Annotated in this window: 12 protein-coding genes and 1 pseudogene; 11 read left to right on the forward strand and 2 right to left on the reverse strand. The window is 72.8% G+C overall.

The genetic code is table 11. From position 1 onward, the window contains the following. Nucleotides 1-74: 74 nt before the first annotated feature. Entirely contained in the window at nt 75-209 is a 135-nt protein-coding gene (locus ACQEVJ_RS18550) for a hypothetical protein (protein ID WP_433102570.1), read from the forward strand. Continuing rightward, the gene (locus tag ACQEVJ_RS18555; RefSeq protein ID WP_433102572.1) at nt 210-713 is read left to right on the forward strand and encodes an alpha-hydroxy-acid oxidizing protein; all 504 of its coding nucleotides are present in this window, start codon (nt 210-212) and stop codon (nt 711-713) included. Between the two features lie 8 nt (nt 714-721). On the opposite strand, the pseudogene ACQEVJ_RS18560 reads toward ACQEVJ_RS18555, so the two are convergent. Further along, nucleotides 722-928, reverse strand: a pseudogene (locus ACQEVJ_RS18560) (acyltransferase domain-containing protein); the annotation flags it as partial. A 199-nt stretch (nt 929-1127) separates the two neighbouring features. Between ACQEVJ_RS18560 and ACQEVJ_RS18565 the strand changes: the two are divergent. The 9 genes from ACQEVJ_RS18565 (at nt 1128) to ACQEVJ_RS18605 (ending at nt 9605) form a co-directional block, all read left to right on the forward strand. Then, nucleotides 1128-1568: an alpha/beta hydrolase gene (locus ACQEVJ_RS18565; RefSeq protein WP_433102574.1), complete on the forward strand. Its 441-nt coding sequence runs from the start codon at nt 1128-1130 to the stop codon at nt 1566-1568. A gap of 40 nt (nt 1569-1608) precedes the next feature. Then, on the forward strand, nt 1609-2511 hold the full coding sequence (locus ACQEVJ_RS18570) for a LysR family transcriptional regulator (protein WP_433102576.1): 903 nt from the start codon (nt 1609-1611) through the stop codon (nt 2509-2511). Between the two features lie 279 nt (nt 2512-2790). Next, on the forward strand, nt 2791-4506 hold the full coding sequence (locus ACQEVJ_RS18575; protein WP_433102578.1) for an ABC transporter substrate-binding protein: 1716 nt from the start codon (nt 2791-2793) through the stop codon (nt 4504-4506). A gap of 5 nt (nt 4507-4511) precedes the next feature. Then, nucleotides 4512-5450, forward strand: coding sequence for an ABC transporter permease (locus ACQEVJ_RS18580; RefSeq protein ID WP_433102581.1), 939 nt, complete (start codon nt 4512-4514; stop codon nt 5448-5450). Continuing rightward, nucleotides 5447-6301, forward strand: a complete 855-nt coding sequence (locus ACQEVJ_RS18585; RefSeq protein WP_433102583.1) for an ABC transporter permease — start codon at nt 5447-5449, stop codon at nt 6299-6301. The genes ACQEVJ_RS18580 and ACQEVJ_RS18585 overlap by 4 nt, the downstream gene beginning before the upstream one ends. Next, nucleotides 6298-8121 (forward strand): dipeptide ABC transporter ATP-binding protein, encoded by a 1824-nt coding sequence (locus ACQEVJ_RS18590; protein ID WP_433102585.1) that lies wholly within the window; start codon nt 6298-6300, stop codon nt 8119-8121. Before ACQEVJ_RS18585 ends, ACQEVJ_RS18590 begins: the two co-directional genes overlap by 4 nt. Beyond that, a complete protein-coding gene (locus ACQEVJ_RS18595; RefSeq protein WP_433102587.1) occupies nt 8118-8897 on the forward strand; it encodes an SDR family NAD(P)-dependent oxidoreductase in 780 nt (259 codons plus the stop codon). The genes ACQEVJ_RS18590 and ACQEVJ_RS18595 overlap by 4 nt, the downstream gene beginning before the upstream one ends. A 31-nt stretch (nt 8898-8928) precedes the next feature. Then, a complete protein-coding gene (locus tag ACQEVJ_RS18600; RefSeq protein WP_433102589.1) occupies nt 8929-9339 on the forward strand; it encodes an ester cyclase in 411 nt (136 codons plus the stop codon). A 140-nt stretch (nt 9340-9479) separates the two neighbouring features. Next, entirely contained in the window at nt 9480-9605 is a 126-nt protein-coding gene (locus tag ACQEVJ_RS18605; RefSeq protein WP_433102591.1) for a hypothetical protein, read from the forward strand. A 265-nt stretch (nt 9606-9870) separates the two neighbouring features. Here the strand turns inward: ACQEVJ_RS18605 and ACQEVJ_RS18610 are convergent, their stop codons facing one another. Beyond that, nucleotides 9871-16152 (reverse strand): type I polyketide synthase, encoded by a 6282-nt coding sequence (locus tag ACQEVJ_RS18610; protein WP_433102593.1) that lies wholly within the window; start codon nt 16150-16152, stop codon nt 9871-9873. Nucleotides 16153-16158: the final 6 nt, after the last annotated feature.

Genomic DNA, 16158 nt, shown 5'->3' on the forward strand with positions numbered 1-16158 from the left:
TCTACAGGTGCGTCGTCAGCCGACGCGGGCAAGCAAAGACCGATCGCCACATGGGGTTCAGGGAATGAATCGCCATGGGTTCGCTGGGTGACTTTCAGAACGAGATCTACTTGAACGGGCTCGGTAACGTGCTGCCGGAGCTGCCCACCGACCTCACAAGGCTGGAGCGGCTCGCGGGGGAGCGGATCGCCCCCGCCGCGTACGGCTAGGTGGCTGGGGCCGCGGGCACCGAGTCGACGGCTCGCGCCAACCGAGAGGCGTTCAAACGCAGGCGGATCGTGCCGCGCATGCTGCGCGACGTCGCCCTACGGGACCTCGGCGTAGCCAACTACTTCACCGACCCCGCGTTCCAGCGGGCCGTGGACGCCGGCATGGACGGCGTGGTCGTGTCCAGTCACGGCGGCAGGCAGGTCGACGGCGCGGTCGGTTCGCTCGACGCGCTGCCCGGGGTGGCCGCCGCGGTCGGAGACCGGATCACCGTGCTGTTCGACAGCGGCATCCGCACGGGCGCCGACGTGATCAAGGCGCTGGCGCTGGGCGCGAAGGCCGTCATGCTGGGTCGCCCGTACGCCTATGGCCTCGGCCTGGCGGGAGAATCCGGGGTACGGCACGTGATCCGCTGCCTGCTGGCCGAGTTGGAGATCTCGATGGCGCTGGCCGGGGTCACCTGTCCGGCGTACCCACCCCGGCCCGATATCGCGGCGAGCGCCTGACTGCGCAGGACCACGATCGAGGCGGCGTCGTCCAGTGACAGGGCGCCCGCGACGTGCGCGGCGGCGATCTCGCCCTGGGAGTGGCCGATGACTGCGCCGGGGCGGACGCCGAAGTGCTCCCACAGCCGGGCCGGCGCCACCATGACGGCGACCAACGCGGGCTGCGCGACGTTCACCCGCTCGAACGACGCCGCGCCCGGCAGGTTCCGCAGCACTTCGTGGGGCGACGGTCCACGTGGGGGCGCAGGGCGTCGGCGGCCTTGGCCAGGTGCCGGGCGAAGACGGGGGAGGCGTCTACAGCTAGCCCGGGCTCGCCCGCCAGGCGGCTGGCTCTCCGGAGGAGGGCCGACCGCGTCGCGTCCGTCCCGTCGGGGTGAGGCCTCAGCATGCCGAGCTTCGCGTGCCCTGTTCTACGTGCCGCCCGCCCGGGGGCCCGGGCCGTCCCCGCTCGCCGTCGTGCTGCACGGCGCGGGCGGCGCGGCGGAGCAGGCGCTGGAGGAGGCGTTCTCCCGCACTGCCGTCGAACTCGACGGGGTGGCCGTGGCCGGTTTCTCCGACGGAGCCTCCTACGCCCTGTCGCTCGGCCTGGCCAACGGCGACCTGTTCCACGCCGTGCTCGCGTTCTTCCCGGGGTTCATGGCGCCGATGATCCGGCACGGCCGTCCCCGGATCTTCGTCTCCCACGGCGCCTCCGACCGTGTGCTGCCGGTCGACCGGTGCAGCAGGCGGCTCGTCCCCGAGCTGCGGGAGAGCGGTTACGAGGTGGCGTACGAGGAGTTCCGCGGTGGGCACCAGGTGCCGCCGCAGACGGCCGCCGCGGCCGTTCGCTGGTGGATCGGAAGCTCACAGCCCTAATTCTATGTAGGTAATGTGGGTTTTCGGCTATCATGGGGCCATGGGAGCATTGCTCGATCTCGTGCAACTGCGAACTTTCGTGGCCATCGCCGAGTGCGGCGGCTTCGGTCGGGCCGCGTCCGCCCTGCGGACCAGTCAGCCGACGGTGAGCCAGCACGTCCGATCGCTGGAACGGGTCATCGGGCAGCCTCTGGTCGAGCGGATCGGCCGGTCGACCCGCTTCACGGTCGCGGGCGAGGCGCTGCTTGTGGAGGCGCGGCGGCTGCTCGCCGTGCACGACGAGGCCATGGGCCGCCTCGGCGCGGAGCGTCCCGCCGCACTGACCGTGGGCGCCGTCGAGCACGCCGGATACGCGGCGCTGCCCGACCTACTGGGCGCCCTGATGTCGGCGCTGCCCGCGCAGGACGTCGTGTTCCGGCTGGACCGCAGCACCACCCTGGCCGAGGCCACCCTGCGCGGCACGCTCGACATGGCGCTGATCCTCGGTGTGGTGCCCAACGTCGGAGGCAGGCAGGTCGCCACGCTGCCGCTGCGCTGGCTCGGCGCCCCGGACTGGTTCCTCCCGCCGCCGGACCGGCCGGTGCCGCTGGTCGCCTTCCAGGAGCCGTGCTCCCTGCGGGGGCAGGCCGTACGCGTGCTGGAACGTCTCGGCTGGTCCGTGCGCATCACGACGGAGGCCACCAACCTCGAAGGCGTGCTGGCGGCGGCCCGCGCGCGCCTCGGCCTCGCCCTGCTGCCCACCGCGTACGGCGTCCCGGACGGCCTGGAGGAGATCGCGCCGCTTCCCCGGCAGGAGGCCGTCGGGCTGCGCCTGGTGAGCCGGCGGGGGCTGGACCCGGCGATCGAGGCGCGGGCGGGCGAGGCGCTCAACGCGTTCTTCTCATCCGCCGCGCGTTTCTCCGGATCGCGTTCCGAACAGGTTTCCATTGTAAATTCGAATTGATTTCGATCGGCGAGGCCGATCGGCCGCGATAATTGCGCCTTCATATTGACCGGCCCGCTCGGATATGGTGTGATCTAGCCGCCGCTCGGAAATTCGAATTTCGCTGAACGGCATTTTCCGAATATTCGGAGGCTGGGCTTGGCCAGTGCGGCGAGCCCGTGCGGCGGGATGGTGCGGTCCCGCCGCACGGGCCTGTCCCCGGCGCTTCCGCACGCCTGTTTCCCGCTCTTTCCCCCTGTTTCCCCTGTGCCCCCTCGCGTGACAGAGAAGGTCCCACCGATGCCACTGAGCGACGACACCGCCACCCGCGTCGACGACGAACCGGTCAGGAAGAGGCGCAGCCTGCGCTCCAGACGCCCGGCCGTCCTGGGGGCGGTCCTGGCGGTGATCGTCGTCACCGCCGTGGTCCTGGTCGTCTCGGCAGGCGGCGGGGACGAGCGGCCGACCGGCCGGGCGGCGGGCGGAGGCCCGGTGGCCGGCGGCACCCTCACCTACGCCCTGGCCGGCACGCAGGTGTCGCTCGACCCGGCCGTCGCGGCCACCGCGGTGACCGGCCTGATCGACCGCAACATCTTCGACTCGCTGGTCGTGCAGACCGGCCCGGACACCTTCGGGCCCTGGCTCGCCACCAAGTGGACCGTGTCCGGCGACGGGAAGACCTACACGTTCACGCTCAGGGAGGGCGTCACCTTCCACGACGGCACGCCCTTCACCGCAGAGGCCGTGAAGGCGAGCCTCGACCACGTCGTGGACCCGGCCACCAAGTCCGCCTACGCCGCCTCGTTGATCGCGCCGTACGAGAAGTCGCGGGTGGTGAGCGACCACGTCGTCGAGGTGACGCTGAAGCGGCCGTTCACCCCGTTCCTGCAGGCGCTGTCGGTGCCGTACCTCGGCATCCAGAGCCCGGCGGCGCTCGCGAAGCCCGTCGCGGACTACCTGCCGGTCGGCACCGGTCCGTTCTCCTACGTCTCCTGGGAGAAGGACAAGCGCGTCACACTGCGCAAGAACGCCGGATACGCCTCGCCGCCCGCCGGCGCGTCCCACCAGGGGGCGGCCTACCTCGACACCCTGGTGTTCGAGTTCGTCCCCGAGGACGCCACCCGGTGGGGCGCCCTCACCAGTGGGCAGGTGCAGGCGATCGCCGGCGTCCCCCCGGTGAACGCCGGAAAGCTTCGGTCCCTCCCCGGTTTCACGCTGAATTCCCAGGAGACGCCGGGCTTGAATTACAACCTCTATCTGAACCAGACCCGCGGGCCGCTGCGGGACGTGCGGGTGCGGCGCGCCCTGTCGGCCGCCGTGAACGTCGAAGAACTCGTGCGCAACATCTATTTCGGCCATTTCCCGGTCGCGCGCAATCCGCTCAGCCGCACCACGGCAGCCTACGACCCGACGGCCGAGAGCGAACTGGCGTCGTACGACCCGGACGAGGCGAGGCGGCTGCTCGACGAGGCGGGCTGGACGAAGACGGACGCCGACGGCTACCGCGTCAAGGACGGCAAGACCCTTACCCTCGTCTGGCCCTACTGGGCGGAGGGCAACAAGGAGCAGCGCGACGTGCTCGCCGAGGGCATCCAGGCGCAGGCCAAGCTCGTCGGCATCAAGATCGAACGGCCGGCAGTGGACACCGGGGCCTTCGTCGGCAAGTACCTCATCGGGGGCGGCTACGACCTGGTGGACGTGTCCTTCGCCAGGCCCACGCCCGACGTGCTGCGCTTCGCGTTCGCCTCGGGCAACACGTACGCCAAGGCCGGCGGCAACGTCGCGCTGGTGGACTCGCCGCAGATCGACACCTGGGTGGAGGAGGCGGCGGAGACCTCCGACGCGGCCACGGCGGACAAGGATTACGCCGCCGTGCAGCACGAAGTGCTCCGGCAGGCGTACGTGCTGCCGCTCTACACTCCCGTGCAGCTCACCGCCTTCTCGGCGAAGGTGCGCGGCGTCGCCTTCGACGCCCAGACCTACCCGGTCTTCCACGGCGCCTGGCTGGGGGCCTGATCCCGGTGGCTCCGCTGGCCCTTCGGCTGACCCGCAGGCTGGCGCTGACCCTGTTCGTGCTGTGGGGCGCCGCGACGCTGGCCTTCGCCGGCATGCGGCTGGTGCCGGGCGACCCCGCCCGGATCATCGCGGGTGGGGTCCAGGCCAACGCCACCCCCGAGGTGCTCGACGCCATCCGCGACCAGTACGGCCTGCGCGAGCCGGTCGGCGTGCAGTACGTCCTGTTCCTCGGTCGCCTCCTGCGCGCCGACCTCGGCGGCTCCTACCAGCTCGGCCGGCCGGTGAGCAGCGTGATCGGCGAGCAACTCGGCCCCACCCTGGCGCTCGCGGCGGGGGCGGCCGTCCTCGGCTTCTGCCTGGCGGTCACGCTGGCCCTGGTCACGGCGGGCAGGCCGCGCGCACGGGCGATCTCCCGGCTCCTGGAGTTCTGCTCGATCTCGACGCCGAACTTCTGGATCGGCATCCTGCTGCTGGCCGCCTTCTCCTTCCGCCTGCGCTGGTTCCCCGTGCTCGGCGACGAGGGAGCGGCCGCGCTGGTGCTTCCGTGCGCAGCGCTCGCGCTGCCCATCGCCGGCGTGCTGGCCCAGGTCACCAGGGAGGGGCTCGAACGCGCCCTCGACCAGCCGTTCGCCCTGACCGCCAGGTCGAGGGGCGCCACCGAGCACCGCATCCGGGCGCGCCACGCGCTGCGGCACGCCGCGCTGCCGGTGCTCACGCTCTCCGGCTGGGTGCTCGGCGAGCTTCTCGCCGGGACCGTCGTCGTGGAGACCGTCTTCGCCCGCCAGGGCCTCGGCCACGTCGTGGTGGCGGCGGTGCGCGGGCGGGACTTCCCGGTCGTGACGGGCGTGGTCGTGCTCTCCGCGCTCACGTTCTCGCTGATCAACATCGGGCTCGACCTGCTCTACGGGATGGTCGACCCTCGCATCCGGGAGGCCGCCGAATGACCGCCCCGGGCTCGTACGGCGTACCGCTCCCACGCGTGCGGGCGGGGGCCGCGCAGGTGGGCGTGGCGCTGGCCGCCGCGTTCTTCGCGCTCGTCTGCCTCGCCGCCCTCGCCCCCGGCATGTTCGCCCACGGCCCGGACCAGGTGAACCCGGCCCTCGCGCTGCGCGGCCCGACGGCGGGCCACCCGCTCGGCACCGACCAGCTCGGCCGCGACGTGTTCGCCCGGCTGGTCTTCGGCGCCCGGCCGTCGCTGCTGGTCGGCGTCGGCTCCACCCTGCTGGCCGGCCTCGCGGGCTCGGCCTGGGGCCTGCTGGCGGCGCTGGGCGGTCGCCTCGCCGGCGAGGCGGCCATGCGGCTGGCCGACGTGCTGCTGTCGTTCCCGGCCATCCTGATGGCCCTGCTCGTCGTGGCCGTCCTCGGGCCGGGCACACGCAACGCCGTCCTGGCCATCACTGTGGCTCTCGCGCCGGGCTTCGCCCGCGTCGTCCGCGCGCAGGCGCTGGTGGTCCGCGGCTCGGCGTACGTGCGGGCGGCGGTCAACCTGGGGCTGACGCCGGCGAGGATCCTGCTGCGGCACATCGCGCCCAACGTCGTCGCGCCGCTGCTGATCCTGGCCACCGTCAACGTGGGCACCGCGCTCATCGCCGGGGCTTCGCTGAGCTTCCTCGGGCTCGGCCCGCAGCCGCCCGCCCCCGAGTGGGGGGCGATGCTCGCCCAGGCACGCGACTACCTCGACGCGAGCTGGACCCTGGCCCTCTTCCCGGGGGCGGCCATCACGCTGACCGTCATGTCCGCCACGGTCGTCGGGCGGGCCCTGCAGGCCCACTACGAAGGGCGGGAGGCCGGATGACCGAGCCACCCCTGCTGGAGGTCGCCGGGCTGTCGGTGGACTTCGCCACCCGGCGCGGCGTGGTGCGGGCCGTACGCGACGTCGACCTGTCGCTGCGCGCGGGGGAGTGCCTCGCGGTGGTGGGAGAGTCGGGCTCGGGCAAGAGCGTCACCGCCCGAACGCTGCTGGGTCTGGCCGGCGCGGGCGCGCGGGTGCGGGCGCGGACGCTGTCCTTCGAGGGGCGCGACCTCCGCCGGCTGAGCGGCCGCGAGTGGCGGCGGCTGCGCGGGCGGCGCATCGGCTACGTCCTGCAGGACGCGCTGACCTCGCTCGACCCGCTCCGCCGGGTCGGGCACGAGGTGGCGGAGGCGCTGGAGGTGCACGGCCTGGCGGGCCGCGACGATCTCGACGACCAGGTGATCGGGCTGCTCGCGGAGGCGGGCGTGCCCGACCCCGACGTGCGGTTCCTGCAGTATCCGCACGAGCTGTCCGGCGGCCTGCGGCAGCGGGCTCTGATCGCCTCCGCGATCGCCGCCCGGCCGTCGCTGCTGGTCGCGGACGAGCCCACCACGGCACTCGACGTCACCGTACAGGCGCAGGTGCTCGACCTGCTCAGGGAACGCGCGCGGGCGGGCACGGCGGTGCTGCTCATCAGCCACGACCTGGCGGTCGTGGCCCGGCTCGCCGATCACGTCGCCGTCCTCTACGCGGGGCTCGTCGTGGAGCGGGGACCGGCGGACGCGCTGCTGCAGGCCCCCGCCCACCCCTACACCGCCGACCTGCTGGCCGCCGTGCTCGCCGTGGACGGCCCGGCGCGGGAGCTGCCCCTCGTCCGCACCGGCCCTCCGGCCGCCGACGGCTGCCCGTACGCGCCGCGCTGTGCGCTGGCCGACGACCGCTGCCGCGCCGAGCCGCCGCCGCCCGTGCCGTACGGGCCGGGCCGGGAGGTCCGCTGCTTCCATGCGGGCCGGGAACGGCCCGCCCCCGCTTTCGACAGGCCGGCGGCGCCGCCCCGGGTGAAGGACCATGCGGTCGTCTCGGTGCGGGGGATCACCAAGCGGTACCGCTCCCCGGGCGGCTCGTGGCGTACGGCCGTGGACGACGTGTCGTTCGACCTGCGTGCGGGCGAGGCGCTGGGGCTGGTCGGCGAGTCGGGGTCGGGCAAGAGCACCACGGCCCGGATCGTGCTGGCCGAGATCGTCCCCGACGCCGGGACCGTGCTGCTCGACGGAGAGGCGTGGAGCGGGCCGCGGGAGCGCGCCCGGCGTGCCCGTCGCTCCCGTATCCAGCTCGTCGACCAGGACCCGCTCAGCTCGTTCGACCCGCGGTTCACGGTCGAGCGGGTCGTCGGGGAGGCGGTGCCGGGAAGGACACCGCGCCGCCTGCGGCGTGAGAGGGTCGCCGGGTTGCTCGCCGAGGTCGGGCTGGACGACGCCCTGCTGGACCGGCGCCCCGCCCAGTTGAGCGGCGGCCAGCGTCAGCGGGTGGCGATCGCACGGGCGCTCGCCCCGGGGCCCGAGGTGATCGTGTGCGACGAACCGGTCTCCGCGCTCGACGTCACCGTCCAGGCGCAGATCCTGGCCCTGCTCGCCCGGCTGCGGCGCGAGGCCGGGGTGGCGCTGCTGTTCATCTCGCACGACCTGGGCGTCGTCCGACAGGTCTGCGACCGGGTGGCGGTGATGAAGGACGGGGCCCTGGTCGAGACCGGCGACGTCGCGGACGTCTTCCGCGCCCCGCGTGCCGCCTACACCGCCGAACTGCTCGCCGCCGTCCCGAGGATCGACGCGGGGCGGACGGCGGGACGCGCCTCACCCGCTATGAACCTGGAGGGCCTGCCATGACCTCACCCACCCCCGGCCCGCGCGCCGTCCTCGTGACGGGCGCGGGCTCGGGCATCGGCCGGGCGACCGCCGAGCTGTACGCCGAGCGCGGCGTCGCCGTGCTCGCCGTGGACCACGACGAGCACGCGCTCAAGGAGCTCGCCACGCTCGACCGTGTGGTGACGCTGGCCGGCGACGTGTCCCTGGAGGAGACCAACCTGGCCGCGGTCGCGCTGGCGGAGCGGGAGTTCGGCCGGCTCGACGCGGTCGTGCTCAATGCCGGCATCGGCGGCACCCGGCCCTGGGAGTCGCCCGGCGCGGTGGAGGCCGCCGACCGCATCCTCGCCGTCAACCTCCGCGGGCCGATCCTGGGCATCAGGGCCGCCGCGCCCGCGCTGCGCGCGGCGGGAGGCGGCGCGATCGTCGTCACCGCCTCCGTCGCCGGACTGCGCGCCGACCCCGGCAACTGGGCCTACAACGCCTCGAAGGGCGCGGTGATCAACCTCGTCCGCGCCGCGGCCATCGACCACGCGCCCGACGGCATCCGGGTCAACGCCCTCGCCCCCGGGCTCACCTGGACGCGGATCAACGCCGGCGTCCGCCAGGACCCGGTGCTCACCGCCGAGATCGAGCGCCGTGTGCCGCTCCAGCGGTTCGCCGAGCCCCGCGAGCAGGCCGAGGCCGTCTGGTTCCTCACCTCGCCCGCCGCCTCGTACGTCACCGGAACCGCGCTGGTCGTCGACGGCGGCCTCGACGCGAGCCTCGGAATCCTCCCCCTGCCGGCCGTACGCCGGTGACCCTCGAACCGACCAGAGAAGGAGACCGTCCGTGAGCACCACGGAGATCAACCGCGCGGTGGCCAGACGCTTCTACGAGGAGGTCGTCTCGCAGGGCCGGCTCGACGTCCTCGAGGAGATCATCGCCGACGACGCGACGGACGCCGCCGGGCCCGCCGGGGGCAACCTGGGGCGTGACGGGTTCGTCCAGCACATCACCTGGTTGCGCTCGGCGGTCGAGGGCGTGACCGCTACCGTGACGGACACCGTCGCCGAGGGTGATCGAGTCGTCGTCTACTGGACCATCGAGGGGGTCCAGCGCGGCGAGGTGTTCGGTGCCCCGCCGAGCGGCCGCCGCTTCACCGGTCAGAGCATCAGCACGATCCGGTTCCGCGACGGGCGGATCGTCGAATACGAGGTCCTCCCTGACCGTCTGGGCATCGTGCAGCAGCTCACCGCCTGACGCGCGACGCCTGACGCGGCGAGAAGGGGGGCGCGGGCGCTCCCCTTCTCCCCGCGGGCCGCGCGGAACGCGCCCCGATCAACTGGCTGCGCCTCGGCTTCACCGAGGACGATTTCGCCGGCGGCGCCAGCGAACGACTGGTGGACGCTCTGGTCGCCTACGGCGACGCCGACGCCATCACACGCCGCGTGCGGGAGCACTTCGACGCGGGCGCCGATCACGTCTGCATCCAGGCCCTCCACGCCGATTCTCGCGCCCTTCCCTGAGCCAGTGGCGAACCCTGGCCTCTGCTCTCACCTGAATCCGGCATCAGGCGCCCGCACCCGGCGGCCCATCGGGATGCGCCTGGTCAGCTCCGCCACCGGCCCCGACACCGACGCGGTCAGCACGTTCGTGCCGCCGCCCCGGGAGCGCAGCTCCGGCGCGGCGGCACGGCTCCGGCGACCACTGCCGTAGCCGCGCTCGGCGAACAGCTCCGCGACCGCCCGCCTGATGCCCGCCGCCGCGCCGGTGCGACGGCCGACGGCCGTGTCACGCTGCGGGCTCCTCGGGCTCTTCGGGCTCTTCGGGCTCTTCCCGGCGAAGCGTGCCGATCCAGGCGCGGATCGCCTCCGCCGTCGTGCCCGCGTGCTCCTCCAGCGTGGTGAAGTGGTCGCCGGGGATGTCCACGGCATCGTGCGGCACCGGCCAGTACGCCTGCCAGCGGGTCGGGTCGTCCGGCTCGACCGTGGTGCCGCGCAGCGGCTCGACGGCACGCAGCAGCAGGATCGGGGTGTCCACCGGCTTCGGCTGCCAGCCGATGAACAACCGGTTGTAGACGCCCATCGTCGTCAGCCTGGTGTCGTGGAGCGTCATGTCGAACCGGTCGATGCGTTCGAGCATGCCGCCGATCATCGCGCCCTGCCACCAGTCCATGCCGTCCTGGGCGGAGGCTTCGATCGGGTAGCTGTCGATCAGCGCCAGCCCGGCCGGCCGCAGGCCCTGCTCCTCCAGGGCCACCGTGACGGCGTGCGCCACGCAGCCGCCCATGGACCGGCCCACGACGAGGAACGGCTCGTCGCCCACGCACTCGCGCAGGCCCTCGACGTTCATTTGGATCAGCGTCTCCAGCGAGTCGGGCAGCGCGTCGTCCTCCCCGTCGGTGAACCCCGGTGACGGCACCACGTACACGTTCCGGTCGTCGCGGAACGCCTGGCCGAACCGGGAGTACTCGTGCGGCCCGGAGATCGCGCTGAGCGCGGGGAAGCAGACCACGGAGACCCGGCCCGGTCCCGTCGCCAGCCTCACCGGCGGCAGCGCGTACCCGTCCCGGTCCGGCGCGCCGAAGTTGCTCCGCGCGTGCGACGCCGCCACGAGCAGCTGTGCCGCCTCGTCGTGCTTGCCCGTCTCGTGCATCCGCCGGTGCAGGGCGGCCAGACCCCCGCCGGCCCCCGCGTCCGTACGGCGGGCCGGTCCGGCCGGGCCGCTCGCCGAGCCTGGCAGCTCCCGGTCGAGGTACGCCGCGATGGCGTGGGGGGTGGGGTGGTCGAAGGTGAGGGTGGCGGGGAGGCGGAGGGTGGTTGTGGTGGTGAGGCGGTTGCGGAGTTCGACGGCGGTGAGGGAGTCGAGGCCGAGTTCGATGAGGGGGCGGTCGGTGGGGATGGCGGTGGGGTTGGGGTGGTTGAGGACGGTGGCGGCTTCGGTGCGGACCAGGTCGAGCAGAGCCTCGGTCCGCTGGTCCGGCGCGAGCCCGTTCAGCCGGGCGGCGAGGGATGGTCCCCCGGCCGCCGCGCCGCGTACGGCGGGGCGGGCGTGCCGTACGAGCCCGCGCAGCAGCGGTGGCGGGGCATCGGCCGTGGCCGTGAGGGCGGTCGGGACGACCAGGGGCAGGCCTTGGTCGCGGAAAGCGACGGCGTCGAACAGGGCGAGAGCGTGCGCGACGCTGAGCGGGCTGAGCCCGGTCCGCTTGATCCGCGCGTGGTCCACCGAGGTCAGGTTCGTGGTGAGGGTGCTGGTGTGGGCCCATAGTCCCCAGGCGAGGCTGGTGGCGGGCAGGCCGGTGGTGTGGCGGTGGTGGGCGAGGGCGTCGTGGAAGGTGTTGGCGGCGGCGTAGTTGGCTTGGGCGGCGCCGCCGAGTAGGCCGCTGATGGAGGAGAACAGGATGAAGGCGGCGAGGTTGTGGTGGCGGGTGTGGTGGTGGAGGTGCTGGGCGCCGTCGATTTTGGGGGCGAGGACGGGGTGGAGGTGGTTGGGGGTGAGTGTGGTGAGGGGGGTGTCGTGGGTGATGCCGGCGGCGTGGATGACGGCGGTGAGGGGGTGGTCGTCGGGTATCGAGCCGATGAGATTTTCGACGGCGTGGGGGTCGGTGATGTCGGCGGCGGTGATGGTGACGTGGGCTCCGGCGGTCGTGAGGTCGTGGATGAGGGTGTCGGCGCCGGGGGTGTGGTGGCCGCGTCGTCCGACGAGGTGGAGGTGGCGGATGTGGTGTGTGGTGGCGAGGTGGTGGGCGAGGAGGGCGCCGATGCCGGTGAGGCCGCCGGTGATCAGGACGGTGCCGTCGGGGTTCCAGGTGTGGGGGGCGCCGTTGTCGTGAGTGTGTGTGGTCAGGCGTGGGGTGTGCGGGGTGCCGGTGCGCAGTGCGGTGTGGGGTTCGTCGTGGTGGTGGGCGGTGGTGGCGGCTTGGGGTAGGGCGGTGAGGGAGTGGGGGTGGTTGTCGTGGTCGGTGAGGTGGATGCGGCCGGGGTGTTCGGTCTGGGCGGAGCGGATCAGGCCCCAGACGGGGGCGGTGGGCAGGTCGATGGGCTCGTCGCCGGTGACCGCGACGGCCTGATGGGTGAGCACCAGCAGGCGGGTGTCGGCGAGGTGGTCGTCGGCCAGGTAGGTCTGCAGGGTGTGCAGGGTGTGTTCGAGCACCGCGTGCGCGGCCTGCACCGGATCCTTCCCGGTCGGCGCGGTGACGGGCAGCACGACCACGTCCGGAACGGGTTCGGCGGCGCTGATGGCGTCGGTGAGGGCGGTCAGGTCCTGGTAGTACGTGGCGGTGACGGTCCGGCGCAGTTGGTCGTGGAGCGTGCGGTCGCCGAGCACCGCCCACGCCTCGCGCGCCGCCGGCACGAGATCGAGCGGTGACCACTCCACCCGGAACAGGCTGTTCTCGGGAGCCGATCCGGAGACGTCGAGCTGCTCGGCGGAGACCAGCCTGGCAGTCAGGGTGTCGATCGAGGCGACCGGTGTGCCGGTGGGGTCGGCGGCCTGGAGCGACAGCGATCCGGCGTCGCCCAGCCTGACGCGTACCCGTAGGTCGGTGGCGGCGATGGCGTGCAGCCGCACGCCGCTCCAGGCGAACGGCAACCGGTTCTGTCCTTCCGGCACCTCGGCCAGCCCCGCCCAGGCGGGCAGGTGGACGGCCGCGTCGAGCAGCGCGGGGTGCACGCCGAAGTCCACAGCGCCGGCCCGTTGCTTCTCGGGGAGGGCGACCTCGGCGAACAGTTCGTCGCCGCGCCGCCAGGCGGCGCGTAGTCCCCGGAACGCAGGGCCGTACCGCAGCCCCGCCTCGGTCAGGGCCTCGTAGACGCTTTCCACGTCTACGGGGGTCGTGTCCGCCGGAGGCCATGCGGTGAGGTCGAATTCGGGCTGGGGGGCGTCCTTGACCAGCACAGCGGTGGCGTGGCGGGTCCACGCGCCGTGCTCTCCCTCGGGGCGGGAGTACACGTCGAGCGTCGCCTCCCCGTCGGCGTCCGCGCCGTTCACGATCATTTGGACTCGGACCGTACGGCCGGGCTGCAGGACGAGTGGGGCGTGGAGGAGGAGTTCGTCGATGGTGGTGTGGCCGGTGTGGTCGGCGGCGTGGAGGGCGAGGTCGAGGTAGGCGGTGCCGGGGAGGACGGGGGTGTCGAAGACGGTGTGGTCGGCGAGCCAGGGGTGGGTGGCCAGGGACAGGGTGCCGGTGTAGACGGTGGTGTGGTCGTGGGCGAGGGTGAGGGCGGCGCCGAGCAGGGGGTGTGGCGTGGTGGTCAGGCCCAGGCCTGCGGGGTCGGTCTGTGTGGCCGGTGGGCTGAGCCAGAGGTGTTCGTGCTGGAAGGCGTAGGTGGGCAGGTCCACGGTGGTGGCCTGGTCGTGGAGGGCGGTCCAGTCGACGGGGGTGGCGTGGGTGTGGGCGTGGGCGGCGGCGGTGACGGCGGTGTGGGGTTCGGGCCGGCCGCGGCGCAGCACGGGGACGGCGACCAGGTCCTCCTGCCCGTCCAGGGTCTCGCGGATCAGCCCGCTGAGGATGCCGTCGGGGCCGATCTCGATGAAGGTGGTGATGCCCTTCTCGTGCAGGGTGGTGGTGGCGTCGGCGAAGCGGACGGGGTTGCGCAGGTGGCGGGCCCAGTAGGCGGCGTCGATCCCCGAGCTCACGGGTTGCCCGGTCAGGTCGGAGACGTAGTCGATGGCGGGGGATGCGTAGGTCAGGCCACTGATCGCCCGTTCGAACTCTTCCAGGATGGGGTCGATGTGGGGGGAGTGGAATGCGTGGCTGACGGTCAGGGGCCGGGCCTTGTAGCCCTGTTGGCGGAAGTGTTCGGTGAGTTGGTTGACGGTGTGGTGGTCGCCGGAGATGACGGTGGAGGTGGGGGTGTTGACGGCGGCGAGGGTGACTCTGCCCTGGTAGCGGGCCAGTTCGGGTGTGACCGCGGCTTCTGCTGCGTTGATGGCGGTCATGGCGCCGCCGGGGGGGAGGGTGTGCATGAGGCGGGCGCGGGTGGCGACGAGGGCGGCGGCGTCTTCGAGGGTGAGGATGCCGGCGGTGCAGGCGGCGGCGATGGCGCCGATGGAGTGGCCGGCCACGGCGGTGGGGGTGATGCCCCAGCTGGCCAGCAGGTGGGTGAGGGCGGTTTGCAGGGCGAACAGGGCGGGCTGGGTGTAGAGCGTTTGATCGAGTAGGGCTGGGTCGGCTTCGCCGAGCAGTACCTCGCGCAGCGGGACCGGCGTGTGCCCGGTCAGGTGCTGGTCCAGCAGGTCGATGGCTTGGTCGAAGGCGGTGGCGAAGGCGGGGTAGGCCGTGTACAGGTCGCGTCCCATGCCGGCGCGCTGGCTGCCTTGTCCGGTGAAGAGGAACGCGACTCCACCGGGGCGGGTGACCCCGGTCACGATCCCGCTGCCGGGTGTGCCGTCGGCGAGTGCGCGGGTGCGGTCCAGTAACTCCTGTCGGTTGGTGCCGGTGACGACGGCGCGGTGATCGAAGTGGGTGCGGGTGGTGGTCAGGGAGTAGCCGACGTCGATGGGGTCGAGTTCGGGGTGCCGGTCCAGGTGGTCGGCCAGCCGGGAGGCTTGGGCGTGCAGCGCCTCCCGGGAGCGGGCCGAGATCACCCACGGCACCACCGGCACCGCACGCTCCGCGCCCGGGGTCACGGCGAGCGATGCCTGTGGGGTACGGGATGTGTGGGGTTCTGGTGTGGTGTCGTCTTGGTCGGGTGCTTGTTCGATGATGACGTGGGCGTTGGTGCCGCTGACGCCGAAGGCGGAGACGGCGGCGCGGCGGGGGTGGCCGTGGTCGGGCCAGGGGCGTTGGTGGGTGAGGAGTTGGATGGTGCCGGTGGTCCAGTCGACGTGGGGGGTGGGCTGGTCGATGTGGAGGGTTTGCGGGAGCACGTTGTTGCGGATGGCTTGGACGGTTTTGATGACGCCGGCGACGCCGGCGGCGGCTTGGGCGTGGCCGATGTTGGACTTCAGCGAGCCGAGCCATAGCGGGTGGTCGGTGGGGCGGTTTTGTCCGTAGGTGGCCAGGAGGGCTTGGGCTTCGATGGGGTCGCCGAGGGTGGTGCCGGTGCCGTGGGCTTCGACGGCGTCCACGTCTGCAGGGGTGAGTCCGGCGTTGTCGAGGGCGTGGGTGATGACGCGTTGTTGTGAGGGGCCGTTGGGTGCGGTCAGGCCGTTGGAGGCGCCGTCTTGGTTGACGGCGGTGCCGCGGATGACGGCCAGCACCCGGTGGCCGTTCCTGCGTGCGTCGGACAGGCGTTCGACCAGCAGCAGGCCCACACCTTCGGCCCAGCCGGTGCCGTCCGCCGACGACGAGAAGGCCTTGCACCGCCCGTCCGGCGCGAGCCCCCGCTGCCGCGAAAACTCGGTGAACCCGATGGGGCTCGCCATCACCGTGACGCCGCCCGCGAGCGCGAGGTCGCATTCGCCCGTACGCAGCGCCTGGACGGCGAGATGCAGCGCGACCAGCGACGACGAGCAGGCGGTGTCCACGGTCACCGCCGGGCCCTCGAACCCGAAGGTGTAGGCGATCCGACCCGACAGCACGCTGCCCAGGTTGCCGATGGCCAGATATCCCTCCAGATCGTCGGGCACCTGCGGCAGCCGGGAGCCGTACGTGCGGTCGGCCACCCCCGCGTACACCGCCGTACGGCTGCCTTTGAGGGTGGCGGGGTCGATGCCGGCGCGTTCGAAGGTTTCCCAGGCGACTTCGAGCAGGAGGCGTTGCTGGGGGTCGCTGGCGAGGGCTTCGCGGCGGGAGATGCCGAAGAAGTCGGCGTCGAATCCGGCGACATCGTCGAGGAAGCCGCCGCGGCGGGTGTAGGAGGTGCCGGGGTGGTCGGGGTCGGGGTCGTACAGGGCGTCCAGGTCCCAGCCGCGGTCGGCGGGGAACTCGGTGACGGCGTCGCGGCCCTCGGCGACCAGGTCCCACAGGTCCTCGGGGGAGCTCACCCCGCCGGGCAGACGGCAGCCCATCCCCACGATCGCGATCGGCTCGCGCGACTTCCCCTCGATCTGCCGTAGCCGCCGCTCCGCCTGCTTGGTCTCCGCGATCGAACGCTTGAGGTATTCGCGCAGCTTTTCGTCGTTCGCCATCAGGAA

This window comes from Microbispora sp. CA-102843, assembly GCF_050936215.1.
GTDB lineage: Bacteria > Actinomycetota > Actinomycetes > Streptosporangiales > Streptosporangiaceae > Microbispora.